This window comes from Paraburkholderia fungorum, from assembly GCF_046027605.1.
GTDB classification, from domain to species: Bacteria; Pseudomonadota; Gammaproteobacteria; order Burkholderiales; family Burkholderiaceae; genus Paraburkholderia; species Paraburkholderia fungorum_F.
In genome coordinates, this window is sequence record NZ_JAQQEF010000009.1 from 103,749 (window position 1) to 127,847 (window position 24,099).

Here is a 24,099-nt window from a genome sequence, read left to right on the forward strand (position 1 = left end):
TAGCATCTGCCAGGATGTTGCTGGCAAAAGGCAGGGGCCGGGTGACCGGTCCCTGCCTTTTTTATTGCCCGCTTTCGCCGCACCGAAGTATCGGTTTTGATTTCCCTCCGCGCGCATTTACCCCGATAATTCCTCTCCATGAACGCACCGTCCAAAGATCCCCAAATCGAGTCGCTGAAAGTCCCGCCGCATTCGATCGAAGCCGAGCAGTCGGTGCTGGGCGGCCTGCTGCTCGACAACGCCGCATGGGACCGCATCGCCGACTTCCTGTCGCAGAGCGACTTTTACCGCTACGACCACCGCATCATTTTCGAACACATCGGCAAGCTGATCGCGGCTACACGTCCGGCCGACGTGATTACCGTGTACGAGGCGCTCGGCACCTCGGGCAAGGCGGAAGAGGTTGGCGGTCTCGCGTACCTGAACGCGCTGGCGCAGAACACGCCGAGCGCGGCCAACATCCGCCGCTATGCGGAAATCGTGCGCGATCGCGCGGTGTTGCGCCGTCTGGTGTCAGTGGCCGACGAGATTTCAGCCGACGCTTTCAATCCGCAAGGTAAGGAAGTCCGCCAGCTACTGGACGAGGCCGAATCGAAGGTGTTTTCGATCGCTGAAGACGGCGCGCGTGGCACGCAGGGTTTCCTGGAAATCGGACCGCTCCTGACCCAGGTGGTCGAGCGCATCGACACGCTGTATCACACCGCCAATCCGAGCGACGTGACCGGCACGCCAACCGGTTTTGTCGACCTCGACCGCATGACCTCGGGCATGCACGGGGGTGAGCTGATCATCGTGGCGGGTCGCCCGTCGATGGGTAAAACGGCGTTTTCGATGAACGTCGGCGAATACGTGGCGGTCGAGTACGGCCTGCCGGTCGCTGTGTTCTCCATGGAAATGCCGGGCTCGCAACTCACCATGCGTATGCTCGGCTCGGTCGGCCGGCTCGATCAGCATCGCATGCGAACTGGGCGCCTGACCGACGAGGATTGGCCGAAGCTCACGCACGCGGTGCAGAAAATGAGCGAGGCGCAGATTTTCATCGACGAAACGGGCGGCCTGAATCCGATGGAGTTGCGCTCGCGCGCGCGTCGGCTGTCTCGCCAGTGCGGCAAGCTCGGCCTGATCATCATCGACTACTTGCAGCTGATGAGCGGTTCGTCGTCGGGTGAAAACCGGGCGACCGAAATCTCGGAAATCTCGCGTTCGTTGAAGAGTCTCGCCAAAGAACTCGACGTACCCGTGATCGCGTTGTCTCAGCTCAACCGGGGCCTCGAACAGCGCCCGAACAAGCGGCCAATTATGTCCGACTTGCGGGAATCCGGCGCTATCGAGCAGGATGCGGACGTCATCCTGTTCATTTACCGCGACGAGGTGTACAACCCGGACAGCCCGGACAAGGGCACGGCAGAGATCATCATCGGTAAACAGCGGAATGGTCCGATCGGACCTGTTCGGCTCACGTTCCACGGTCAATTCACGAAGTTCGATAATTTTGCTGGCGCGCAGAACTTCTACAGCGAGTAAAGAAATAACGCCGGGGCCTGTTGTAACAACGCTTTCAAAAGTGCGGCATCGATCCTGGAACGGTACAATGTGGCGGTTTTATGTCAGCCATAAATGTGACCAATTTCCGGGATCCCAATGTTCGGTCGATTCATGCCCACCGAGGGCAAGTTCTTTGAAATTTTCAATGCGCACGCAACGTGCATCGTCTCGGCGAGCCACGAACTCGAGTTGCTGATCGACAATTTGCAGGACGCCGAGACTCATAAGCAAAACGTGCAAAAGGCCGAAAAGGCCGCAGACAAGCTCACGCACGAAACGATCGACCTACTGCACAAGACCTTCATCACGCCGCTCGACCGCGACGAGATCCACAAGCTGATCACCACGATGGATGACATCCTCGATCTGATGGAGGACGTCGCCACCGCTATCTCGCTGTACGACGTGCAGGCGGTGACCTCCGAGGCGAGCCAGCTGGCGCATATCTGCACGGCCACCTCCGAGCGCGTCCAATTCGCCGTCAGCCTGCTGTCCGACATGAAGCAGGCGGGCCAGATCCTGAAGGCGTGCGAGGAAATCGACCGTCTGGAATCGGAAGCCGACCGCGTACTGCGCTCGGCCATGTCGAAACTTTTCCGCGAAGAAGACAACGTCAAGACGCTGATCAAGCTGAAGGCGATCTACGAACTGCTCGAAACGATCACCGACAAGTGTGAGGACGTGGCGAACATCATCGAAGGCATCGTGCTGGAAAACGCATAATGCAATCGATACAACTCGCTATCTGGGTCGTCGCCGGCCTGGTCGCCGTCGCGCTGATTTTCGACTTCATGAACGGCTTCCATGACGCGGCGAATTCGATCGCCACGGTCGTGTCGACTGGCGTGCTGAAGCCGCAGCAGGCCGTGGCCTTTGCGGCAGCTTTCAACGTTATCGCGTATTTCGTGTTCCACCTGAAAGTGGCGCAGACGGTCGGCAAGGGCACGATCGATCCGAATATCGTCGACCACTACGTCATTTTCGGCGCGCTGGTCGGCGCGATCGGCTGGAACATCATCACGTGGCATTACGGTATTCCGTCCAGCTCGTCGCATGCGCTGATCGGCGGCCTGGTGGGCGCGGCGCTTGCCAAGTCGGGCTGGGGTTCGCTCAATTTCGACGGTCTGATGAAGACGGTGGCCTTCATTTTCATCTCGCCGTTGCTCGGTTTCGTGCTTGGCTCGTTCTTCATGCTGGCGGTGTCGTGGATCTACTTCCGCACGCCGCCTAGCAAGGTCGATCGGCGTTTCCGGCGTCTGCAACTGGTCTCCGCGGGCTTGTATAGCCTCGGCCATGGCGGCAACGACGCGCAGAAAACCATTGGCATCATCTGGATGCTGCTGATCGCGACAGGCTTTGCATCGTCGATCGCGGATGCGCCGCCGCTGTGGGTGATCGGCGGCTGCTATTTGTCCATGGGGATCGGCACGTTGTTCGGCGGCTGGCGGATCGTCCGCACCATGGGGCAGAAGATCACCAAGCTGAAGCCGGTCGGCGGCTTTTGCGCGGAGGCGGGCGGCGCGATCACGCTGTTCACGGCGTCGTGGCTCGGCATTCCGGTGTCCACCACGCATACGATTACCGGCGCGATCGTCGGCGTCGGCGCAACGCAGAAGTTGAGCGCCGTGCGTTGGGGGGTAGCCGGCAATATCGTCTGGGCGTGGATTCTGACGATTCCGGCCTCCGCGGCACTCTCCGCCGCTGCCTGGTGGCTGGGTCACCGCTTTCTGTAAGCGCGCGCGAGGCGCAAAATCCATGCGCCTCGCCGGGATTAACAAAGCGCGCCGCTCAGATCAACGGCGCGCTGCCTCCATCCATCGGGACGATTGCGCCCGTCACATAGCTCGCGCGGCGGCTCGCCAGAAACAGCGCGACGTCAGCGATTTCCTCCGGCTTTGCATAACGCCCGAGCGGCACTTTAGCCTGCCCGCGCGCTAGCGCTTCCCCGCTTTCGATGCCTTGCTGCGACGCTTCCAGCTTGACCGCCTCCTCGACGCGCTCAGTCAGTGTCGAACCCGGGTTGATCGCGTTGATACGAATCCCGTAGCGCGCGTAGTAGTGGGCGAGGCCAACCGTGGCGAGCATCAGCGCGGCATTCGCGGCACCCCCGGCGATATGGATATCGCTCGCGATCTTGCCGCCCATCCCGATGATATTGACGATCGTGCCGGGCGCGGCGGCGTCGCCCGCTTTGACGCGCTCGGCCATGCGCCGCAGCACTTCCTGCTGCGGGTAGATATACGGGAAATATTTCGCTTCCATGGTGGCGCGGAACGCGTCGGCGTCCAGCGTTTCCGGGTCGTAGCGGCGGGCTGCGCCGGCGCTGTTGATCAGCACGTCGATCGGGCCGACCGCAGTGCTGACTTCCTCGACGATGTCCGCGGCACTGTGCGGTTCGTGCAAATCGGCGCGGGTCCGATGCACATGCAGGCCTTCCTGCCTCAACTGTTCGTAAGCGCGCGCCAGATTGGCGGGGTCGCGCGAAACGATCGCCACCTTCGCACCTTCGAGCGCGAACGCCCGGGCGCAGGCGAGGCCGATGCCTTTGCTGCCGCCCGTGATCAACACTACCTTGTCTTTTAGCCCGAGATCCATCGTCACCACCCGCTGTCGGAAGAATATCGATGACGATAGCAGATCGGCGGCGCAGCGGGGATGGACTAGCGCGTGGGGGTGGGGTGTGAGCGCCGCCGTGCGACTAATCTTGGGCGGCATGGCAATGGCATTGGCATTGGTTAGGGTAGCCTAGGCTTCGAGCTTCGAGCTTCGAGCTTCGAGCCACGGCCCGCGCCGTTAAAAGTTACCGTTGGCGAAGCGTGCGATCGGGTCGTCGGTGGTTTGCGTGGGGGCAGGGACGCCGCGCGATGTCGTTGAGGCGCGCATGATCTGCACACCGGTGTTCTCGTCGGCTTGTTGAGCTTGCTGCGCCTGGCGCGCGGCGACTGAAGCAGGCGGAGGTGGCTCGAATGCGTCGGCTGCGGCGTCGATCGGATCCGGCGCGCGGGCTGACGGTTCAACGCGCGCAGCCGTCGTCTGCTGATTCGTCAACTCCACGGCGGTGTCGTACGTACTCGCCCGGGTGGTCTGAACGCGCACCGGAGACACCGCACCCGCCGCGCGCGCTTGCATTTGCGCGGCGCTCATCCCGGGCGGCGGCGGCTCGAACGGATCAGCTTGCGGTGCCGGTGCCGCAGCCGTAGCGACCGTCGGCTGAGCGGTTGCAGTCAGCGGCGCACGCGTGGTCGCCGCGACACGTGCCGTTTGCTGCGGCGCTTCCGGCGGCGCGGCATAGCCTGAAGCTTGCGACGCAACAGGCGCTACCGCATAACCCGCCGAGCGCGTCGCCGCAGCATTTGCCGCGTAGCCCGGCGAAACGTGCATCGCCCCAGCGGCGCCCGCATAAGCCGGCGCTGTCTGAGCCACTGGTGCAACGCGCTCGGGTTGTGGCGCGGCAGCCTGATAGCTCGGCGTATCGAATGGTGCCGGTGTCGCGGCCGGCGCGGCCACCCGACGAATACCGTCGAAGCGTTTGGCCCAATACGGATTGGTCAGATAGTCGAGCCGTACGGTGCCGCCCGTCGACGGCGCATTGACGAAACGCAGCTTGCCCACATAAATGCCGACATGTGAATGCGCGCGCCCAGTGGTGTTGAAGAAAATCAGATCGCCCGGCGCGATTTCGTCCGGCTCGATCGATTCGCCGCGCCCGCTCATATCCGCAGTCGTCCGCGGCAGATTGACTGAAGCGGCGCGCGACACCACATAACGAACCAATCCACTGCAATCAAAGCCGCTATCGGGCGTATTGCCGCCCCAACGGTACGGAATGCCGACCAGACTCATCGCCTGAATCGAAATTTCTTCACGGCCGATGCTGTGATCGACAAAGTTCGGGAAGCCCGGCGGCGGCGCGTGATAAGCGCCGTTCGCGACGACGACCGATGACCCCGGCCCGCGCGACGTCTTTTGCGGCGCGCCGGCGCAAGCGGCGAGCAGCAAAACGGTCAGCAGCGAAAGGGCGAGTCGGCGCATGAAGACGACGTGAGCGGTAAACGCTCGTTTAATGGCGATGATTTCGGGATGGTAGCCCGTGGAACCTGGCTCAGGCAAGAATTCTTGACAACTTACTTGAAGTTTATGCGCTAAGTGTTGCCCGTGGGGAACGATTCGGCAACAAAAAAGCCGCGTCCGGAATCACCCGGACGCGGCTTCTTTCTTAAGCTAAGGCGTTGAAACTTAAAGAATTTCCGACGCGTAGTCGGCGAGGCGCGAACGCTCACCGCGCGCCAGCGTCACGTGCCCGCTGTGCGCCCAGCCCTTGAAGCGGTCGACCACGTAGGTCAGACCCGAGCTGCCTTCTGTCAGATAAGGCGTATCGATCTGCGCGATATTGCCAAGACAGATGATCTTCGTACCCGGCCCCGCGCGCGTGACCAGTGTCTTCATCTGCTTCGGCGTCAGGTTTTGCGCCTCGTCGATGATCAGATACTTGTCCACGAACGTACGGCCGCGCATGAAGTTCATGCTCTTGACCTTCAGGCGCGAGCGGATCAGCTCCTGCGTGGCGGCGCGACCCCATTCGCCGGCGGCGTCGTCGGTTTTCTGCAGGACTTCGAGGTTGTCGTCGAATGCACCCATCCACGGCTGCATTTTTTCCTCTTCCGTCCCCGGCAGGAAGCCGATGTCTTCACCGACCGGCACCGTGGCGCGCGTCACAATGATCTCGTTGTAGCGCTTGTCGTCGAGCACCTGGGCGAGGCCTGCCGCGAGCGCGACCAGCGTCTTGCCGGTACCGGCCTGACCCAGTAGCGTGACGAAGTCGATCTCCGGATTCATCAGCAGGTTCAGCGCGAAGTTCTGCTCGCGATTGCGCGCCGTGATGCCCCACACGTTGTTCTTGTGGTGGCCGTAGTCGCGCAAGGTTTGCAGCAACGCCGTCTTGCCGTTCAGCTCGCGCACCAGCGCATGGAAGGTCGGCTCGCCGTTCTGCGGTTCCAGATAGACGAACTCGTTGACCAGCATCGAGGCGCACAGCGGACCCGTCACGCGGTAATACGTGGTGCCGGTTTTGGTGTCCTGCCAGCTCTCCATGCCCTTCGCGTGCCTGGTCCAGAAATCCTGCGGCAGCGCGCGGATGCCCGAATACAGCAGATCGCTGTCTTCGAGCACCTGGTCGTTGAAGTAATCTTCCGCGGGCAGGCCGAGCGCATGCGCCTTGATGCGCATGTTGATGTCTTTCGACACCAGCACGACCTGGCGATCCATGCGGTCGCGCTGCAGCGCGCGCACCACGCCGAGAATCTGGTTGTCGGCCTTGCCTTCAGGCAGACCTTCGACCGGCTCGATGGCGGTGAGCTTGGTCTGGAAGTACAGACGCCCGGACGCCTCGCGGCTGCCTAGACGCGCCAGCGAAATGCCGTCGGACATATTGCCGGCGTTCGCCACCAGCGCGTCCAGCGTGCGGCTCACCTGACGGGCGTTACGCGCGACTTCCGACATGCCCTTTTTATGGTTGTCGAGTTCTTCCAACGTCATCATGGGCAGATAGACGTCGTGTTCCTCGAAACGGAACAGGCAGCTTGGATCGTGCATCAGCACGTTCGTATCCAGCACGAAGAGCTTCTGGACTTCGAGCGGATCGGAGGCTGCACCACGCTTCTTGCTGGTGCCGCGCACGCTGGCTGCTGCTGCGGCGGGCGTGCTGGCGGCCGGGTCTTTCGCGCTTGGCGCGCGCGCGACCACGGGCTGCGATTTAGCAGCAGCGGGTGCGGCTTGCGCCGCCGGTTCGGCCTGCGGCCGGGTAGCGGGAACCGGTTGCAGCAATGCTGCGGTCTGCTTCGACTTGCGTGTGCGCGCCGGTGCAGCTTGCTCGGCGGATGCAGACGCAGCAGCGGAAGCCGACGAAGCCGGAACGGGCCGCAAAGTGGTCGCGGCATTGGCGGCGTGCGCCATCGGCGTGGCGACATTCGCGCGACCGTAGTCGGCGGACTCAGCGGATTCCCCTTCGGTTGCCTGTTTCTTCGCGGCGGAGCGCGCCGGCGTGGCGGCTTTGGCCTTGTATTCGTCAGGCGGCAGGAGATTGCCGAGCTTGCTGGGGGGGGTAGGCAAAGGCATGGTTTCCCTCGAATAATCGGGTCACATTTCGTGCGCCGCCTGTCGCATTCTGCCGGTGCCAGTGAGTGCGCACGCAGTTTGCGCCCGGAGGCGCGCATTCGGTCTAGAGATGCCGGTTCGCCTGGTCTTCGATCGGCTCCTTAACGGAAGCGCGTGGCCGAGTGAACGAACGGCTCTGCGCAATTAAAAAAGCCGCCGCCCCGGCGTACGGGACAAGCGGCTCGCCTTCGGTTGTCGCGTTGCACCTCATGACCTCGACGGAACCGGTAAAACGGCCCTCAAGTCTGGCGCAGCGGCGAAAAGTATGGGGTGGACAGGCACTCATTGGAACCCAATATAACGCGCCTCAAAGCGCTTGTACAGCCTCCAGAATGTCATCGACATGCCCTGGCACTTTCACGCCGCGCCACTCCTGGCGCAGCACGCCTTCGGCGTCGATCAGGAACGTGGAGCGTTCGATCCCACGTACTTCTTTGCCATACATTTTCTTCAATTTCATGACGCCGAAGAGCGCACACAAGGTTTCCTCGGGGTCCGAGATCAACGGGAACGGTAGTTCGAGCTTTGCCTTGAAGTTGTCATGGGAGCGCAGGCTGTCGCGCGACACGCCGAGAATTTCCGCGCCTGCCTTCTTGAACTTCGGGTAGAGATCGCGGAATTGCAGGCCTTCGGTCGTGCAGCCCGGAGTGTTGTCTTTCGGATAGAAATACAGCACCACCTTCTTGCCCCGCAGCCTGGACAGCGTGATGTCGCCGCCGGTAGCGGGGGCGGTAAAGTCGGGGATGGGTTGGTCGACTGCGATAGGCACGAGGTTCTCCGGTTGTTATGGCTGGCGCCGCGCTTGCAACGGCTGCGGCGCCGGCCTGGCATCGAGGCTGGGGGGAGGGCGACTGACGCGCGGTGGACGCTCGCGCGGCGGTCGGGTCATCAGGGTCGTCGGGGCCGGCTGCCGCCTGGCCACTCAGGGCTGGACAATCAACTCGCCGGAGCGGCCTGGAATCTCGCCCCACGTAACAGGGTACGATGGCAGCGTGCTGCGGTCCAGCGTGGCGTAGTAATCACCCATGGTCGCGAAGGTGTGGCCTTGCGCGCGCCAGCCCTCGAGAAGCTGCTCGAAAATCGGCGCGAGCTTTTGTCCTTCGAGCTCCGCGTGCAGCGTGAACACCTGATCGTGCGGATTGTTTTCGGTGTGCTTCAACATCCATGCGGCGACGTTGTGCTCATCCACACCGTCCACGCCGAGCACTTCGTCGAGCGTGGGCAGCGTGGTGGGCATCTGCACGTGCGACAGTTGCCTGCCGCCGACCACCGGCAGATAGGGCGAATGGCCGCGCCCGTCGGACGCGTATTGCATGCCCCACGCGTCGATCTGCTCAAATGCATGGCCGTTCATTTGCCAGCCCGCCGCACCGTGCGTGACGGGCGGCGTCCCGAAGATCGCAACAAAGCGGTTGAAGCTCTTCTGCATCTGCTTCTCGGTCCACTCGCGGTCTTGCGAACGCACGTTGTCCTGCCAATACACGTGATCCCACGTGTGGATGCCGCATTCGAAACCGGCTTCATGAATCGCGCGCATTTCCGCGGCGCTCTTCACGCCGATGTCCGGCCCCGGCAGCAGCACGCCGTACATCAATTGCTTGACGCCGTAATGTTCGACCACCGAGGTGCGCGACACCTTCTTCAGAAAGCCTGGCCGCAATACGCGGCGCATTGCCCAACCCGTGTGGTCGGGGCCGAGGCTAAAGAGGAAGGTGGCGCGTGCCTTGAAGCGGTCGAAGATGCGCGCGAGATTCGGCACGCCTTCACGGGTGCCGCGCAGCGTGTCGACGTCGATTTTCAGGACGATGCGAGCCAAGGATCAGGCCTTAGTGTTGTTCGACGAGCGCGCGTGCTTCGGCGACGTGGCCGCGATACGCTTCGAAAATCTTGCGCAGCGCTTCGTCGAAGGTCGACTGCGGCGCCCAGCCGAGTTCCTGCATCGTATTGTCGATCTTCGGGACGCGGTTCTGCACGTCCTGGTAGCCCGCGCCGTAGTACGCACCCGAGGACGTTTCGACCAGTTGCACTTGCTTCGCGAGCTCGGCGTATTCCGGGAATTCGGCGGCGAGCGTCAGCATCTTGTGCGCGAGCTCGCGCACCGAGAAGTTATTGGTCGGGTTGCCGATGTTGTAGATCTTGCCCGTGGCGACGCCATCCTTGTTCTCGATGATCTTCATCAGCGCGCCGATGCCGTCGTCGATATCCGTGAAGGCGCGCTTTTGCGCGCCGCCGTCCACGAGGCTGATGTTTTCGCCGCGCACGATGTGACCGAGGAACTGTGTGACCACGCGCGAGCTGCCTTCCTTCGGCGTGTAGATCGAATCGAGGCCCGGGCCGATCCAGTTGAACGGACGGAACAGCGTGAAGTTCAGGCCTTCCATGCCGTAACCCCAGATCACGCGGTCCATCAGCTGCTTGGAGCACGCGTAGATCCAGCGCGGCTTGTTGATCGGGCCGTACGACAGTTGCGACTCTTCCGGATCGAACTGCTCGTCCGTGCACATGCCGTAGACCTCGGAGGTCGACGGAAACACGAGGTGCTTGCCGTACTTGACGGCCGAACGCACGATCGGCAGGTTCGCCTCGAAGTCGAGTTCGAACACGCGCAACGGTTGCTTCACATACGTGGCGGGCGTGGCGATCGCGACCAGCGGCAGGATCACATCGCACTTCTTGATGTGATACTCGACCCACTCCTTGTTGATCGTGATGTCGCCTTCAAAGAAGTGCATCCGCTCATGATTGACCAGATCGCCCAGACGTTCAGTCTGCATGTCCATCCCGAAGACTTCCCAATCGGTCGTTTCGAGAATGCGTTTGGACAGGTGATGGCCGATAAAGCCGTTCACACCCAGAATCAGGACTTTTTTTGCGTTCATGAATGACGGGGAATTTGGATGAGCTGGGCGAATTCGGCCGGGGTGACGACGGTTTCAGTGCCGTCGTGCTGGTGCCGCAATTCGTGGATGGTGATCGCGCGACCGTCGCCGCATATCGCGAAAACGGCATTATCGCTTACGTGCAGGCCCGGCGGCAAATCTGAGCGAAGCGCGCCGGGCGCGGCGAGGCGCGCCCGGGCGATGATGAAACGGTGGCCTTCGAGGTCGGTGAACGCGCCGGGATAGGGCGGCGCGACCGCGCGGATCAGGTTGTAGACCTGTTGCGCCGGTTGTGTCCAGTCGATCCGGCCGTCTTCCGGCTTACGCCCGCCGTAGTAGCTGCCGTGCGACAGATCGTTCGGCAGATGCGGTGCAACGCCAGCCAGCAAAGCCGGCAGCACACGCCACAGCGTCTGCTCGGCGGCCACCGTGACCTTGTCGAATACCTGCGCGGCGGTGTCGTCGGGCAGGATCGGCACCGGCGTTTGCGCGATGATCGCGCCCGCGTCGGGCTTGGCGGCCATTTCGTGCAGCGTCGCGCCGGTTTCGGTTTCGCCGTGCAGCACCGCCCAGTTGGTCGGCACGCGGCCGCGATATTTCGGCAGCAGCGAGCCGTGCATGTTGTAAGCGCCCCGTGCGGCGAGCGCCAGCAGGTCGACCGGCAACATGTGGCGGTAGTAGAACGAAAAGATGAAGTCCGGCCGTGCGGCGCTGAGCGCCTCACGCAGTTCCGCACTCTTCGGATCGGCCGGCGTGACGACCTTGATGCCGTACTCAGCGGCAACCGAGGCGACGCTGCCGAACCAGATGTTCTCGGTTGGGCTGTCTTCGTGCGTGACGACCAGCGCCACGTCGACGCCGCGCGCGAGCAGCACCTGCAGGCAGCGCACGCCGACGTTGTGATACGCGAATACGACGGCGCGCGGCTTCATGGGTTCGGGCCCTGATCGATTAGCGGCGCGGCCTGCACGGCCTGCACCACGGCCTGGCGCGGCGCTTCGGTCACGGTGGTGCCGTCGCGCTGTTCGAGAATCGTCTGCACCAGATATCGCGGACGGGCCCGCACCTGCTGGTAAATCCGGCCGATGTATTCACCCAGCAGCCCCAGCGCGAAAATGATCACGCCGAGCAGGAAGAAGGTGATAGCGAACAGCGTGAACACACCTTGCACTTCCGCGCCGATGATGAAGCGGCGAATCAGCAGCAGCACGAACAATGCGGCGGAGCCGAGCGACAGGATCACGCCGATGAACGACAACCATTGCAGCGGCACCACCGAGAAGCCGGTGACCAGGTCGAAATTCAGGCGGATCAGGCTGTAAAGCGAGTATTTCGATTCGCCGGCAAAGCGCTCTTCGTGCGCGACTTCGATCTCGACCGGATTCTGCGCGAAGGTGTACGCCAGCGCCGGAATGAAGGTGTTGATCTCGCCGCAGCGATTGATCGTGTCGATGATGTGCCGGCTGTACGCGCGCAGCATGCAGCCCTGGTCGGTCATCTTGATGCGGGTGATGCGCTCGCGCAGACGGTTCATCGCGCGTGAGGCCTTGCGGCGCCACAGGCTGTCCTGACGTTGCAGGCGAATCGTGCCGACGTAGTCGTAGCCTTCGCGCATCTTGTTGACCAGCTTGCCGATTTCTTCCGGCGGGTTCTGCAGATCGGCGTCGAGCGTGATGACGATTTCGCCACGCGATTGTTCGAAGCCCGCCAGAATCGCCATGTGCTGGCCGTAGTTGCCGTTCAGCAGGATCACCCGGGTCGTGTCGGGCCGCGCGCGGAACTGCTCAGCGAGCAGGGCGGCGGATTTGTCGCGGCTGCCGTCGTTGATGAAGATCACTTCATAGGCGGTGCCGAGCGCGTCGAGCGCCGGGTAAAGGCGCGCGAACAGCGCAGCCAGTCCGGCTTCCTCGTTGTACACCGGGATGATGATCGACACTTCCGGCGTGACGGCGCGATGTTCCGAATAACTCATTTCCGCTTATTTTCCGTATTGTTCGCAAATTTCATTGACCGCGCGGCACACCCGTTCCACGTCGCCCTCGTTCATCAGCGTGAAGAGCGGCAGCGTGACGGTGGTGGCGCCGAAGCGCTCCGCATGCGGGAACATGCCTTCCCTGAAGCCTTTCGCGCGGTATAGCGAGAACAGATGAATCGCCGGGTAATGCACGCCCGAACCGATGCCGCGCTCCTTCAGCTGACCCATGAAACCCGCGCGGTCGATCGACAGTTTTTCGAGCGGCAGCGTGATCTGGAACATGTGCCAGTTGCTGTTTTCGAAGTCCGCAAACGGCAGGCCTACGCCCAGTTTCACCGCGGCGCCGCCTTCCAGGCCGGCGAAATACGCGCGCACGAGCTTTTTGCGCTGGGCGAGGAAACGCTCGAGATGCGGCAACTGGCCGAGGCCGACGCGCGCGGCGACGTCCGTCAGGTTGTACTTGCCGCCCAGCACGTCGCAGTCCATGCCGTCGAAACCGGTGCGGGTGATGCCTTGCAGGCGGTATTTCTGCGCGAGGATCGCTTCTTCCTCGTTGTTCAGCACCAGTGCGCCGCCTTCGATCGAGGTCAGATTCTTGTTCGCGTGGAAGCTGAACGAGACGATATCGCCGAGCTTGCCGATGCGCTCACCATTCCACGTCGAGCCGAATGCCTGGGCCGCGTCTTCGATCACGCGCAGCTTGTGGGCGCGGGCGATCTCATACAGGCGATCCATGTCGACCGGCAGACCGGACAGATACACCGGGATGATCGCCTTGGTGCGCGGGGTGATGGCCTTTTCAAGCAGATCGAGGTCGATGTTGCGCGTGACCGGGTCGATGTCGGCGAACACGGGCGTGGCGCCGACTTCGTAGATCACGTTGCTGGTCGACACCCACGTGGCGGGGGTGGTAATGACTTCGTCGCCTTCGCCCACGCCGGCGATACGCAGCCCGATTTCGAGCGTCGCGGTGCCGGAATTGAACGTCCGCACCGGCCGGCCACCGCAGAACTCGGATAACGCCGCTTCGAACTTCTGGTTCTGCGGGCCGGTCGTGATCCAGCCGGAGCGGAGCACGTCGGCGACGCCCTGAATCGTTTCTTCATCGATCTCAGGTTTGACAAACGGCAAAAACGGGACTGTTGATTGGCTCATGAATGCTTCGCTCGATTGAAAGGGGCGCAACCCGAAGGGCGCGAAGTAGATCACAAACCACTCGCAAACCCAAGGCCACGACTGAAAAAAGGGCGCAACCGCCAAGCCTGCCGCGGCCAAGCTTACATTTTACCTGGCCGGCGCCGCTGCCCGGCTTCCCCCGTCGCTTGCAGCCGGGACTTTCGCAGCACCAGCACCAGCACCAGCACCAGCACCAGCACCAGCACCAGCACCAGCAATAAACGGTAATAACGCGTGCCCGGCACAGCGCGGCCGGGGCATAACAAACTAGCTGCGCGCCAGCACGACGACGCCGATCAGGATGACGCCGATCCCGACCAGCTTCTGGACTGACATCACTTCGCCGAATAGATACCACGCCGCGAACGCGTTGACGACGTATCCGAGCGACAGCATCGGGTAGGCAATCGACACGTCCACCCGCGAGAGCCCGATCACCCATACGCCCACACTGATCACGTAGCAGGCCAGCCCGCCGATGATCGGCGGCTGGGTCGCCAGACGGAAGGCGATGGGCAGGATGTTCGCACGGGTGAATTCGAAGTGTCCAACGGCATTCGTTCCGGCTTTGAGCAACAACTGCGCGCCCGCGTTCAACGTGACGCCGGCGAGGATACAAAAGAGCGAAATCGGGTTCATCGAACGGTTAGATCCGGAGATGGGGTCATTGTTGTGGTTTTTCTACTGCCGCCGATGCGGTGGGTGCCGCAGGTGCCGCTACTGCCGCTGCATCGGATGCGGGCGCGGGCACCGCTGCGGGCTTCATTACCACCACCCGGCGCGAGTCGCGCGCGATCACCTGCATCGGCAAGCCCTCTTTGAGCAGCCTGTCGTAAGTGGGCGGCGGGATCAGCGCGAGTGCGTAGCGGTCGGCCTTCCAGCGCTCGATCCACGCGTCGACCGACGGCACCCATTTCTGCGGTTCGACGGATACGCCGAACGCCAGTTCGTCGGGATGTTCGACCATGATCGTCGTGTGGCCGACGTAGAACGGCAGCGTGTGGTCGAGCACGCCGACCGAGTAGAACGGCGTATCGGCCGGCAACCTGGCGATTTCGGCCTTGATGGCGGGCGCGAGCGGCGCGCCGGAACTCAGGCGGCCGAACACGTCGTGACCCGTGCCGGCAATCGTACCGAGCAGCAACCACGCCGCGCCGAAGCTCGCAACGGCGCCCAGCGTGCCGGCGCGGCTGCGGCGGTTCAGCCACAGCGCGACCAGCGTGAGCACGAAGGCGACGCCGAGTGCCGCCAGCACCCAGCTGCGGTATTCGACATACAGCTCAGCCGGGTTGCGCGCGTTGCCGAAGCGCGACATGAACAGCGCCGCGAACGCCGCCACCACGAGAAACAGCGCATAGCCGGCCAGGTGGCGGCGCAGTTGAGCCCGTGTGACGAGCGGCAGATACATGCCGATGACAAGGGCGATCGGCGGGGCGATCGGCAGCGTGTACGACAGTAGCTTCGAGTGCGACGCGCTGAAGAACAGGAAGATGAACGCGGTCCACACCAGCATCAGCGTGACTGGCGCGAAACCGTTCGGCTGGCGCGGCTGGCGCCATGCGTGGCGCACGCTCTGGATAGTCACCGACAACCACGGCAGGAAGCCGACCAGCAGCACGGGCACAAAGTAATAGAACGCCCCCGGGCGGTTCTGCTCCGGTGTCAGATAGCGCTTGAACTGCTGAACAATGAAGAAGAAGTTCAGGAATTCCGGGTTGCGCTGCTGCACCAGCACGAACCATGGCGTGACGATCGCGAAGAACACGATCAGGCCGCCGATCAGATGCAGGCGCTTCCACAGGGCCCAGTCGCGGGCGAGCAGGGTGTACAGCACCAGCACCGCACCCGGCAGGATCACGCCCACGAGGCCCTTGGAGAGCACCGCGAGCGCCATCGACCCCCAGCACACCCACATCCATGCCCGCACGTTGGCGTCCGGCAGTTTGGGGCGCTGCGCCAGCAGCAGCGCGCAGAGCGTCAGCTCCATCCAGAACGACAGGCCCATGTCGAGCGTGTTGAAGTGACCCATCAGGTTCCAGTACGGCGATGTGGCCAGCACGAGCGCCGCGAACACGCCGGTCGCCGCGTTGAACACGCGCGCGCCGGTGAAGCCGATCAGCAGTACGCCGGCAAAGCCCGTCAGCGCGGTGTAAAGCCGCGCCTGCCATTCGCCGATGCCGAACCACGCGAACGTGAGCGCATTCGCCCAGGTTTGCAGCGGCGGCTTCTCGAAATACTTGTAGCCGTTATAGCGCGGCGTGATCCAGTCGCCGGTGACGAACATCTCGCGCGCCATTTCGGCGTAGCGCCCCTCGTCGCTCGGCAGCAGATGGCGCCAGCCGAGCGGCACGAACCAGATCACGGCGAGGGCCAGCACCAGCAGCAGGATCGTGGTGCGATTGAGCGGTAGCCTTGTCGGCATATCGTTCATGTATTTCAACCTTTTGGGCGACGCCATGTACGGCGTGGCAGTGTTATATGAAGTCGAGGACGGCGCTCCGGCAGCCTGCTTTCCGGAGATGCAACTTTCATCCGGACGCTAACCGGCCCGCACTGTTCAGGGGCGCTGCCAAAGCGCCAATGGCGCGCAGTGTACGTTATCGGCCGTGACGCGCCCACGGCGCGCAGTCAGTTCGTGCGGATGGGCACGGCGCGAGTCCGCGGTCATGAGTCATGAGGACGCATGCGCAGCCCCCTGGTCTGCGGCGGCCGCGAGGCCGTTACGCTTCGATCAGCAACGCGGCAGCGACCTTGCGGCCCTCGGCCATGAGAATGTTGTAGGTGCGGCAGGCGGCCTTGAAGTCCATCGTTTCGACGCCGATGCGTTTGGCGGTGAGCGCGGCGGTCAGGCGCGGATGCGGAAAGCGCAGCCGGTCACCGCTGCCGAACACCACCACTTCGGGCGCCGATTCCACCAGCATGGCGAAATGCTCGGCGCTCAGGTCGTCGAAAGAGGAGACCGGCCAAGGGATGACGGGCGTTTCGGGCAGCACGAGAAGGCTGCCCGAATGGCGCACCAGATTGATTTCGACGTAGTCGGCGCCGTAGCCGGTAACGGTGTTGAGGGCGCCACTGGAGTCTTGATGTAATTTCAAATTCGTTTTCCGAAGTCGTCGTGAGGCATCATGCGTGTGGGCGGCCTGACCAGGCAGAACGGAAGCAGGGCGGTTTGACGCGAGCGGGACACGCGAATGACACAGAAGTGGCCGAAAAGGCTTGCCGATGCGGTTGGTGCATTGCGGAAGTCGGCCAAAATCCGCTAAATTATAGCTTTTTAGCCGCCTCGCGGCGCCCCCCGCTCGAGTGCTGCCTCATGTGCTGTCATAAGCCGCCCTGAGGGCACGGGCGCGGCCCACCGGCTACCTGCCTGGTTCCGCACGTTTTTCGGTTGTTTTTTGGCCTGCTGCTTTTGGCCGCTTTGGCCTGCCTTGAGCGATCTGGCTGCTGCACCGGCGCAATCCGCCGCAGGCGCGCCTGACTGGCCTGGAAAGCCGGCGCATCCGCGTCTCGCGGCCCGATCCGTGTCTCGCGGCCGCGCCGCGTCATAATTTCCCGCATCGGCGGACTTGCCCGGCCCGGCTTTTTTTCGCCCCCGCTTGTTCGCCCAAGCCCATCAACAGGATGAAGTGCCCGCCGTGAAACCGATTCTCAAATCCAACAAGTTGTTGAATGTCTGCTACGACATTCGCGGGCCTGTCCTCGAACATGCAAAGCGGCTCGAAGAAGAGGGCCACCGCATCATCAAGCTGAACATCGGCAATCTCGCGCCGTTCGGCTTCGACGCGCCGGATGAAATCATCCAGGACATGATCCTGAATCTGCCGGGTTCGTCCGGCTACTCGGATTCCAAGGGCGTGTTCGCCGCGCGCAAGGCGATCATGCATTACACGCAGCAAAAGGGCGTGCATGGCGTCGAACTGGACGACATCTACATCGGCAATGGCGCCTCAGAACTGATCGTGATGGCGTTGCAGGGCCTCCTGAACGACGGCGACGAAGTGTTGCTGCCCGCGCCGGATTACCCGCTGTGGACCGCCGGCGTAAGCCTGTCGGGCGGCACGCCGGTGCACTACATCTGCGACGAATCGAACCGCTGGATGCCTGATCTGGACGACATCCGCGCGAAAATCACGCCGAATACGCGCGCGCTCGTCGTCATCAATCCGAACAACCCCACCGGCGCGCTGTACTCGGACGAACTCCTGCTCGGCCTGATCGAGATTGCCCGCCAGCACGGCCTCGTGATCTTCGCCGACGAGGTCTACGACAAGATCGTCTACGACGGCAAGAAGCACACGTCGATGGCCGCGCTTTCCGAAGACGTGCTCACTGTCACGTTCAACAGCCTCTCGAAGAGCTACCGCTCGTGCGGCTACCGGGCCGGCTGGATGTTTATCTCGGGCCTGACCGGCGAGAACCGCCGCAATGCCAAAGACTATTTCGAAGGGCTCGGCATTCTGGCTTCGATGCGCCTGTGCCCGAACGTGCCCGGCCAGTACGCGATCCAGACCGCGCTCGGCGGCTATCAAAGCATCAACGACCTGATCGTGCCGAGCGGGCGCCTGTACAAACAGCGCGAACTCGCGTATGACATGCTGACGGCCATCCCCGGCGTGAGCTGCGTGAAGCCCGAGGCGGCGCTGTACATGTTCCCACGCCTCGATCCGAAGATTTATCCGATCCAGGACGACCAGCAGTTCATCCTCGACCTTCTGCTGGAAGAGCGCGTGCTGCTGGTTCAAGGCACCGGTTTCAACTGGAAGACGCCGGATCACTTCCGCGTCGTGTTCCTGCCGAATGTGGACGACCTCGCGGATTCGATCAACCGGATCGCGCGTTTCCTCGACGGTTACCGCAAACGCCACACGGCATGAGATGGACGGCGCGTCTCGCGCGCCGCGGCCAGCCCCGTTTCCTTTTAATCACTTACTCGAAAACACACGCTGCATGGAACCGATCAAAGTTGGACTGCTGGGCTTCGGCACGGTAGGCAGCGGCACCTTCACGGTACTGCGCCGCAATCAGGAAGAAATCAAACGCCGCGCGGGCCGTGGCATCGAGATTGCGCGCATTGCCGTGCGCAACCCCGCCAAGGCGACCGCGGCGCTCGGGAATGCTGCCGGCACCGTGGCGCTGACCGATGACTTCAACGCGGTGGTGGACGATCCGTCGATCGATATCGTGGCGGAGATGATCGGCGGCACGGGTGTGGCGCGCGAGCTCGTGCTGCGCGCGATTAAAAACCGCAAGCATGTGGTGACCGCGAACAAGGCGCTGCTCGCGGTGCACGGCACGGAGATTTTCGAAGCGGCGCGCGCCAACGGCGTGATGGTGTCGTTCGAAGCGGCGGTGGCGGGCGGCATTCCGATCATCAAGGCGCTGCGCGAGGGGCTCACGGCCAATCGCATCCAGTACATCGCCGGCATCATCAACGGCACGACGAACTACATCCTCTCGGAGATGCGCGACCGTGGGCTCGATTTCGCGACCGCGTTGAAAGCCGCGCAGGAACTGGGTTACGCCGAAGCCGATCCGACCTTCGACATCGAAGGTGTGGACGCCGCGCACAAGGCGACGATCATGAGCGCGATCGCGTTCGGCGTGCCGGTGCAGTTCGACAAGGCGTATGTCGAAGGCATCAGCAAGCTCGCGGCGATCGACATCAAATACGCCGAGGAACTCGGCTACCGTATCAAGCTGCTCGGTATTGCGCGCCGCACGGATAAGGGCATCGAACTGCGCGTGCATCCCACGCTGATTCCCGAGAAGCGACTGCTGGCCAACGTGGAAGGCGCGATGAACGCTGTCGTCGTGCATGGCGACGCCGTGGGCACGACGCTGTACTACGGAAAGGGCGCGGGCGCGGAGCCGACGGCATCCGCCGTGGTGGCCGACCTGGTCGACGTGACGCGTCTGCATACAGCGGACCCGGAGCATCGCGTGCCGCATCTGGCGTTCCAGCCGGACAGCCTGTCGAGCACGCCGATCCTGCCGATCGACGAAGTGACGAGCGGCTACTACCTGCGTCTGCGTGTCGCGGACGTGACGGGCGTGCTGGCCGACATCACGCGCATTCTGGCGGATACGGGCATTTCGATCGACGCGCTGCTGCAGAAGGAATCGGAGCAGGTCGATGCGAACGGCAAGGGCGAAACCGACATCATCCTGATTACGCACGAAACGGTTGAGAAGAATGTCAACGCCGCGATCAAGACGATCGAAGCGCTGAAGACCGTTGTCTCGCAAGTCACGAAGTTGCGCATGGAAGCGCTGAACTAGGCCGAACTATGAACTACCTCTCTACGCGCGGCGCCGGAGCCGGCGAGCGCCATACGTTTTCCGACATTCTGCTGGGCGGTCTCGCGAAAGACGGCGGCCTGTACTTGCCGGCGGAATATCCGCGCGTCACGGCTGACGAGCTGACGCGCTGGCGCACGCTGCCGTACGCGGACCTCGCATTCGAAATCCTGTCGAAATTCAGCGACGACATTCCCGCCGACGATCTGCGCGCACTGACGCGCAAGACCTACACGGCCGGGACGTATTGCAACGTGCGTGACGACGAAAGCGCCGCGCAGATCACGCCGTTGAAGACGCTTGGTGTTGAGAACGACACAACGTTGTCGCTGCTGGAACTGTCGAACGGCCCGACGCTCGCATTCAAGGACATGGCGATGCAGTTGATCGGCAACCTGTTTGAATACGCGCTGGCCAAGCATGGCGAAACGCTGAACATTCTCGGCGCGACTTCCGGCGACACCGGCAGCGCGGCCGAATATGCGATGCGCGGCAAAAAGGGCATCAGCGTGTTCATGCTCTCGCCGCACAAGAAGATGAGCGCGTTCCAGACCGCGCAGATGTATAGCCTGCAGGACCCGAATATTTTCAACCTCGCAATCGAGGGCGTATTCGACGACGCGCAGGACATCGTCAAGGCGGTCTCGAACGATCACGCGTTCAAGGCGAAGTACAAGATCGGCACGGTCAACTCGATCAACTGGGCGCGCGTGGTGGCGCAGGTCGTGTATTACTTCAAGGGTTACTTTGCCGCGACGAAGTCGAACGACGAGCGTGTGTCGTTCACGGTGCCGTCGGGCAACTTCGGCAATGTGTGCGCGGGTCACATTGCGCGGATGATGGGTTTGCCGATCGAGAAGCTGGTGGTGGCGACGAACGAGAACGACGTGCTCGACGAATTCTTCCGCACCGGCATTTACCGCGTGCGCAAGGCGGCTGAGACGTATCACACGACCAGCCCGAGCATGGACATTTCGAAGGCGTCGAACTTCGAGCGTTTCGTATTCGATCTGCTGGATCGCGATCCGGCGCGTGTGCTGCAGCTGTTCCGCGACGTCGAGGAGAAGGGCGGTTTCGACCTCACGGCGAGCGGCGATTTTGCGCGCGTGAAGGAGTTCGGTTTCGTGTCGGGCCGCAGCAGCCACGAGGACCGGGTAGACGCGATCCGGGACGTGTTCGAGCGTTACGACACGATGATCGATACGCACACGGCCGACGGCCTGAAGGTAGCACGCGAGCATTTGCAGGCGGGCATTCCGATGATCGTGCTGGAGACGGCACAGCCGATCAAGTTTGGCGAAACGATCCGCGAGGCGCTGCAGCGCGAACCGGAGCGCCCACCCGCGTTTTCGGGTCTGGAATCGCTGCCGCAGCGTTTCGAAGTATTGCCGGCGGACGCGCAGCGCGTGAAGGACTACATCGTCGCCAACACAGGCGAGTAGACCGACGAGTGTGGAGCGCGACAGAGTCGCGCTCCATAGGACCGACGCACGAGGTTAGGAAATACCTCGAAGGCGCGCGCAGCGCCGCTGGAAGAATGACTGCTGTGTCACTGGCGCGGAGTGTGCGGGAGCACGGATTCCAGATGCACCACTACCGCGACTGCGCGGGGGACCCGCTTAAGAGCTAGCGGTTTGAGCTGCTTTCTTTTGCCTACTTTTCTTTGCAGCAGGCAAAGAAAAGTAGGTGCCTGCCCCGCACAGGGGCGACGCTAATAGACCAATAGCAAAGCAAGGAAAGGCCAACGCCGTTAGGCAAACCCCCCACCGCCAAAGGCAAAAAACCCCGCCATAACTCCCGGCGCGCCAGCGCCCACACCCCGCTACAATATTCCTTTAAAACCCGCATCTCCGAGATCAAAGATGTCCACCCCAACGCCCCGCGCTCCGATGCTCCCCACCGCCGAAGCCTTGGCGACATTACTGAGCGCAGCGCACCCGATCAACGGCACGGAATCGATCCCAACACTAGACGCGCTCAACCGCGTTCTGGCCAAAGACGTCACTTCACCGCTCGACGTGCCTCCCATGAACACGAGTTCAATGGACGGCTACGCAATCCGCACAGAAGATCTGAAAACGCACGGCAACCGCCTGCCAATTTCCCAACGCATTCCCGCGGGCCACGCGCCCGAGCCGTTAAAACCAGGCACGGCAGCCCGCATCTTCACGGGCGCCACAGTGCCGCCGGGCGCCGACGCGATCGTGATGCAGGAGCAAACCGGGACCGCCGGCAACGAGGTCACGATCCTGCATAGCCCGGCCGCCGGCGAATGGATCACGGCCCAGGGCGCGGACATCCGCAGCGGCTCGGTCATCCTTCCGGCGGGCACGCGTCTCACGCCACAAGCCTTGGGGCTCGCCGCCTCGGTCGGCTGCGCAGCACTCGAAGTGCGCCGCCGCGTAAAAGTCGCCGTGTTCTTCACCGGCGACGAACTGACCATGCCTGGCGAGCCGCTGAAACCCGGCGCGATCTACAACTCGAACCGTTTCACGCTGCGCGGGCTGCTGGAAAAACTCGGCTGCGACGTCACCGACTACGGCATCGTCCCAGATAAGCTCGACGCTACCCGCGCAACGCTGCGCGAAGCCGCGCAGGCTCACGATCTGATCCTCACCTGCGGCGGCGTCTCGGTAGGCGAGGAAGATCACGTCAAGCCGGCAGTCGAGGCAGAAGGGCGCCTGTCGATGTGGCAGATTGCGATGAAACCGGGCAAGCCCCTCGCGTTCGGCGCCGTGCGCCGTGCCGCGCAGCAAACAGACGCGACGGGGGACGCGTCGGGCGAAACCTTCTTCATCGGCCTGCCGGGCAACCCGGTCTCCAGCTTCGCGACCTTTCTGCTCTTCGTGCGCCCGTTCATCCTGCTTCTGGCCGGCATGCAGACGGTGGCACCCCGCGCGTTGTCGCTGCGAGCGGATTTCACGCAGAGCAAGGCGGACCGCCGCAACGAATTCCTGCGCGCGCGCATCAATCCAGCCGGCGGCCTCGATCTGTTTCCGAATCAGAGTTCGGCCGTGCTGACTTCGACCGTATGGGGCGACGGCCTGATCGACAATCCGCCGAACCACGCAATCAGCGCCGGTGAGACCGTGCGCTTCATTCCCTTTTCCGAATTGCTTAACTGAGGCCGGCAACAGCCGGCGCTTTCCCGATGAAGATTCAACTCCGATATTTTGCAAGCGTGCGTGAAGCGCTCAAAACAGCCGACGAAACGCTCGACGTGCCCGACGGCATCGCGACCGTCGGCGACGTGCGCGCCTGGTTGCGCGTGCGCGGCGGCATCTGGGCCGACACCCTCGCCGACGGCCGCGCGCTGCGCATGGCCTGCAATCATGTCATGACCGACGCCGGTACCCGTATTACCGAAGGCTGCGAAGTCGCGTTCTTTCCGCCCGTCACCGGCGGCTGAGCGGCGCCGCATAGTCGCTAAACACCGCGTTGAGCCTCGCCAGACATATCGAGCCTCGCGAATCCGCATAGGAGCCAGAGATGCCCGTTCGCGTCCAGACGGAAGACTTCGACCTCACCGCCGAGGTCGCCGCATTGCGCGCGCGCAATCCTAAGATCGGCGCAGTGGCCTGTTTTGTCGGCACCGTGCGCGATCTGAACGAGGGCAGCGCCGTCGAAACAATGGAGCTCGAACACTACCCGGGCATGACGGAGAAGTCGCTGGAGGCGATCGTCGTGAGCGCGCGTGAGCGTTGGCCGGGAATCGAGGTGCTGATCGTGCATCGGGTCGGCAAGCTTTATCCGCTCGACCAGATCGTGCTCGTGGCGACCACCGCCGCCCATCGGGGCGACGCCTTCGCGTCGTGCGAGTTCGTGATGGACTATCTGAAGACCCAGGCGCCGTTCTGGAAGAAAGAGAAGACCGAACAAGGCGAGCGCTGGGTCGATGCACGTGTCGCGGACGACGCGGCGCTGGCCCGTTGGGGTGTCGAATCGGGGAATCAGGCTGAGGATTAACGCGCGTGCCTGTGCTCGCGGCGTGCGGTCCTTCTGGCCACCACGGAATGGCGATGTAGCGCCGGATGATCGCCCGTTGAGCGGACCAGAGCCTCTAAAGCAAGCACG

General features: G+C 62.8%; 22 protein-coding genes. 9 read left to right on the forward strand and 13 right to left on the reverse strand.

The features are described 5' to 3' along the window. The first annotated feature begins 138 nt into the window (after positions 1–138). The 3 genes from PQR53_RS16950 to PQR53_RS16960 all read left to right on the forward strand — a co-directional run bounded on the left by PQR53_RS16950 (position 139) and on the right by PQR53_RS16960 (position 3,278). The gene (locus tag PQR53_RS16950) at positions 139–1,524 is read left to right on the forward strand and encodes a replicative DNA helicase (protein WP_323043540.1); all 1,386 of its coding nucleotides are present in this window, start codon (positions 139–141) and stop codon (positions 1,522–1,524) included. A gap of 117 nt (positions 1,525–1,641) precedes the next feature. Continuing rightward, positions 1,642–2,268: a DUF47 domain-containing protein gene (locus PQR53_RS16955; protein WP_179731417.1), complete on the forward strand. Its 627-nt coding sequence runs from the start codon at positions 1,642–1,644 to the stop codon at positions 2,266–2,268. Further along, the gene (locus PQR53_RS16960) at positions 2,268–3,278 is read left to right on the forward strand and encodes an inorganic phosphate transporter (RefSeq protein WP_179731419.1); all 1,011 of its coding nucleotides are present in this window, start codon (positions 2,268–2,270) and stop codon (positions 3,276–3,278) included. Before PQR53_RS16955 ends, PQR53_RS16960 begins: the two co-directional genes overlap by 1 nt. 55 nt (positions 3,279–3,333) lie before the next feature. Here PQR53_RS16960 and PQR53_RS16965 read toward each other — a convergent pair whose 3' ends face one another. The 13 genes from PQR53_RS16965 to PQR53_RS17025 form a co-directional block, all read right to left on the reverse strand. Next, positions 3,334–4,140, reverse strand: coding sequence for an SDR family oxidoreductase (locus PQR53_RS16965; RefSeq protein ID WP_408455909.1), 807 nt, complete (start codon positions 4,138–4,140; stop codon positions 3,334–3,336). A gap of 198 nt (positions 4,141–4,338) precedes the next feature. Next, positions 4,339–5,577: an NlpC/P60 family protein gene (locus PQR53_RS16970; protein ID WP_408455911.1), complete on the reverse strand. Its 1,239-nt coding sequence runs from the start codon at positions 5,575–5,577 to the stop codon at positions 4,339–4,341. Positions 5,578–5,781: 204 nt separating this feature from the next. Next, a complete protein-coding gene (locus tag PQR53_RS16975) occupies positions 5,782–7,659 on the reverse strand; it encodes a PhoH family protein (protein WP_408455914.1) in 1,878 nt (625 codons plus the stop codon). A 346-nt stretch (positions 7,660–8,005) separates the two neighbouring features. Further along, positions 8,006–8,467: a peroxiredoxin gene (locus PQR53_RS16980; protein ID WP_408455917.1), complete on the reverse strand. Its 462-nt coding sequence runs from the start codon at positions 8,465–8,467 to the stop codon at positions 8,006–8,008. A gap of 153 nt (positions 8,468–8,620) precedes the next feature. Further along, entirely contained in the window at positions 8,621–9,514 is an 894-nt protein-coding gene (locus PQR53_RS16985; RefSeq protein ID WP_408455919.1) for a polysaccharide deacetylase family protein, read from the reverse strand. A 10-nt stretch (positions 9,515–9,524) separates the two neighbouring features. After that, on the reverse strand, positions 9,525–10,577 hold the full coding sequence (locus PQR53_RS16990) for a bifunctional UDP-4-keto-pentose/UDP-xylose synthase (RefSeq protein ID WP_408455921.1): 1,053 nt from the start codon (positions 10,575–10,577) through the stop codon (positions 9,525–9,527). Next, entirely contained in the window at positions 10,574–11,509 is a 936-nt protein-coding gene (locus PQR53_RS16995; protein WP_408455923.1) for a formyltransferase, read from the reverse strand. Before PQR53_RS16995 ends, PQR53_RS16990 begins: the two co-directional genes overlap by 4 nt. After that, positions 11,506–12,549 (reverse strand): glycosyltransferase, encoded by a 1,044-nt coding sequence (locus PQR53_RS17000; RefSeq protein WP_408455925.1) that lies wholly within the window; start codon positions 12,547–12,549, stop codon positions 11,506–11,508. The genes PQR53_RS16995 and PQR53_RS17000 overlap by 4 nt, the downstream gene beginning before the upstream one ends. Positions 12,550–12,555: 6 nt before the next feature. After that, entirely contained in the window at positions 12,556–13,707 is a 1,152-nt protein-coding gene (locus tag PQR53_RS17005) for a DegT/DnrJ/EryC1/StrS family aminotransferase (protein ID WP_408455927.1), read from the reverse strand. Between the two features lie 122 nt (positions 13,708–13,829). Next, entirely contained in the window at positions 13,830–13,994 is a 165-nt protein-coding gene (locus tag PQR53_RS17010; protein WP_408455929.1) for a hypothetical protein, read from the reverse strand. Between the two features lies 1 nt (position 13,995). Beyond that, positions 13,996–14,367 (reverse strand): SMR family transporter, encoded by a 372-nt coding sequence (locus tag PQR53_RS17015; RefSeq protein WP_054034531.1) that lies wholly within the window; start codon positions 14,365–14,367, stop codon positions 13,996–13,998. A gap of 25 nt (positions 14,368–14,392) precedes the next feature. Further along, the gene (locus tag PQR53_RS17020) at positions 14,393–16,159 is read right to left on the reverse strand and encodes a glycosyltransferase family 39 protein (protein WP_408455931.1); all 1,767 of its coding nucleotides are present in this window, start codon (positions 16,157–16,159) and stop codon (positions 14,393–14,395) included. A gap of 289 nt (positions 16,160–16,448) precedes the next feature. Beyond that, entirely contained in the window at positions 16,449–16,823 is a 375-nt protein-coding gene (locus tag PQR53_RS17025; RefSeq protein ID WP_408455933.1) for an Mth938-like domain-containing protein, read from the reverse strand. A 531-nt stretch (positions 16,824–17,354) separates the two neighbouring features. On the opposite strand from PQR53_RS17025, the gene PQR53_RS17030 reads away from it, so the two are divergent. The 6 genes from PQR53_RS17030 to moaE all read left to right on the forward strand — a co-directional run bounded on the left by PQR53_RS17030 (position 17,355) and on the right by moaE (position 23,991). Next, positions 17,355–18,602 carry a pyridoxal phosphate-dependent aminotransferase gene (locus PQR53_RS17030; protein ID WP_323045576.1) on the forward strand — a complete coding sequence of 416 codons (1,248 nt, stop codon included), beginning with the start codon at positions 17,355–17,357 and terminating at the stop codon, positions 18,600–18,602. A 73-nt stretch (positions 18,603–18,675) separates the two neighbouring features. After that, the gene (locus PQR53_RS17035; protein ID WP_408455935.1) at positions 18,676–20,007 is read left to right on the forward strand and encodes a homoserine dehydrogenase; all 1,332 of its coding nucleotides are present in this window, start codon (positions 18,676–18,678) and stop codon (positions 20,005–20,007) included. Positions 20,008–20,015: 8 nt separating this feature from the next. Continuing rightward, complete coding sequence (thrC, locus tag PQR53_RS17040) at positions 20,016–21,467, forward strand: threonine synthase (protein ID WP_408455937.1); 1,452 nt, start codon at positions 20,016–20,018, stop codon at positions 21,465–21,467. Between the two features lie 447 nt (positions 21,468–21,914). After that, a complete protein-coding gene (locus tag PQR53_RS17045; protein WP_408456261.1) occupies positions 21,915–23,150 on the forward strand; it encodes a molybdopterin molybdotransferase MoeA in 1,236 nt (411 codons plus the stop codon). A gap of 26 nt (positions 23,151–23,176) precedes the next feature. Beyond that, positions 23,177–23,434 (forward strand): molybdopterin converting factor subunit 1, encoded by a 258-nt coding sequence (moaD, locus tag PQR53_RS17050; protein WP_408455940.1) that lies wholly within the window; start codon positions 23,177–23,179, stop codon positions 23,432–23,434. Between the two features lie 80 nt (positions 23,435–23,514). Next, entirely contained in the window at positions 23,515–23,991 is a 477-nt protein-coding gene (moaE, locus tag PQR53_RS17055) for a molybdopterin synthase catalytic subunit MoaE (protein ID WP_408455943.1), read from the forward strand. Positions 23,992–24,099 lie beyond the last annotated feature (108 nt).

What these genes read in the sequence shown, in the direction of transcription:
- PQR53_RS16950 (WP_323043540.1), top strand. Translation starts at nt 139, where the DNA reads ATGAACGCACCGTCCAAAGATCCCCAAATCGAGTCGCTGAAAGTCCCG.
- PQR53_RS16955 (WP_179731417.1), top strand. Translation starts at nt 1,642, where the DNA reads ATGTTCGGTCGATTCATGCCCACCGAGGGCAAGTTCTTTGAAATTTTC.
- PQR53_RS16960 (WP_179731419.1), top strand. Translation starts at nt 2,268, where the DNA reads ATGCAATCGATACAACTCGCTATCTGGGTCGTCGCCGGCCTGGTCGCC.
- PQR53_RS16965 (WP_408455909.1), bottom strand. Translation starts at nt 4,140, where the DNA reads ATGGATCTCGGGCTAAAAGACAAGGTAGTGTTGATCACGGGCGGCAGC.
- PQR53_RS16970 (WP_408455911.1), bottom strand. Translation starts at nt 5,577, where the DNA reads ATGCGCCGACTCGCCCTTTCGCTGCTGACCGTTTTGCTGCTCGCCGCT.
- PQR53_RS16975 (WP_408455914.1), bottom strand. Translation starts at nt 7,659, where the DNA reads ATGCCTTTGCCTACCCCCCCCAGCAAGCTCGGCAATCTCCTGCCGCCT.
- PQR53_RS16990 (WP_408455921.1), bottom strand. Translation starts at nt 10,577, where the DNA reads ATGAACGCAAAAAAAGTCCTGATTCTGGGTGTGAACGGCTTTATCGGC.
- PQR53_RS16995 (WP_408455923.1), bottom strand. Translation starts at nt 11,509, where the DNA reads ATGAAGCCGCGCGCCGTCGTATTCGCGTATCACAACGTCGGCGTGCGC.
- PQR53_RS17000 (WP_408455925.1), bottom strand. Translation starts at nt 12,549, where the DNA reads ATGAGTTATTCGGAACATCGCGCCGTCACGCCGGAAGTGTCGATCATC.
- PQR53_RS17005 (WP_408455927.1), bottom strand. Translation starts at nt 13,707, where the DNA reads ATGAGCCAATCAACAGTCCCGTTTTTGCCGTTTGTCAAACCTGAGATC.
- PQR53_RS17015 (WP_054034531.1), bottom strand. Translation starts at nt 14,367, where the DNA reads ATGAACCCGATTTCGCTCTTTTGTATCCTCGCCGGCGTCACGTTGAAC.
- PQR53_RS17020 (WP_408455931.1), bottom strand. Translation starts at nt 16,159, where the DNA reads ATGAACGATATGCCGACAAGGCTACCGCTCAATCGCACCACGATCCTG.
- PQR53_RS17035 (WP_408455935.1), top strand. Translation starts at nt 18,676, where the DNA reads ATGGAACCGATCAAAGTTGGACTGCTGGGCTTCGGCACGGTAGGCAGC.
- thrC (WP_408455937.1), top strand. Translation starts at nt 20,016, where the DNA reads ATGAACTACCTCTCTACGCGCGGCGCCGGAGCCGGCGAGCGCCATACG.
- PQR53_RS17045 (WP_408456261.1), top strand. Translation starts at nt 21,915, where the DNA reads ATGCTCCCCACCGCCGAAGCCTTGGCGACATTACTGAGCGCAGCGCAC.
- moaD (WP_408455940.1), top strand. Translation starts at nt 23,177, where the DNA reads ATGAAGATTCAACTCCGATATTTTGCAAGCGTGCGTGAAGCGCTCAAA.
- moaE (WP_408455943.1), top strand. Translation starts at nt 23,515, where the DNA reads ATGCCCGTTCGCGTCCAGACGGAAGACTTCGACCTCACCGCCGAGGTC.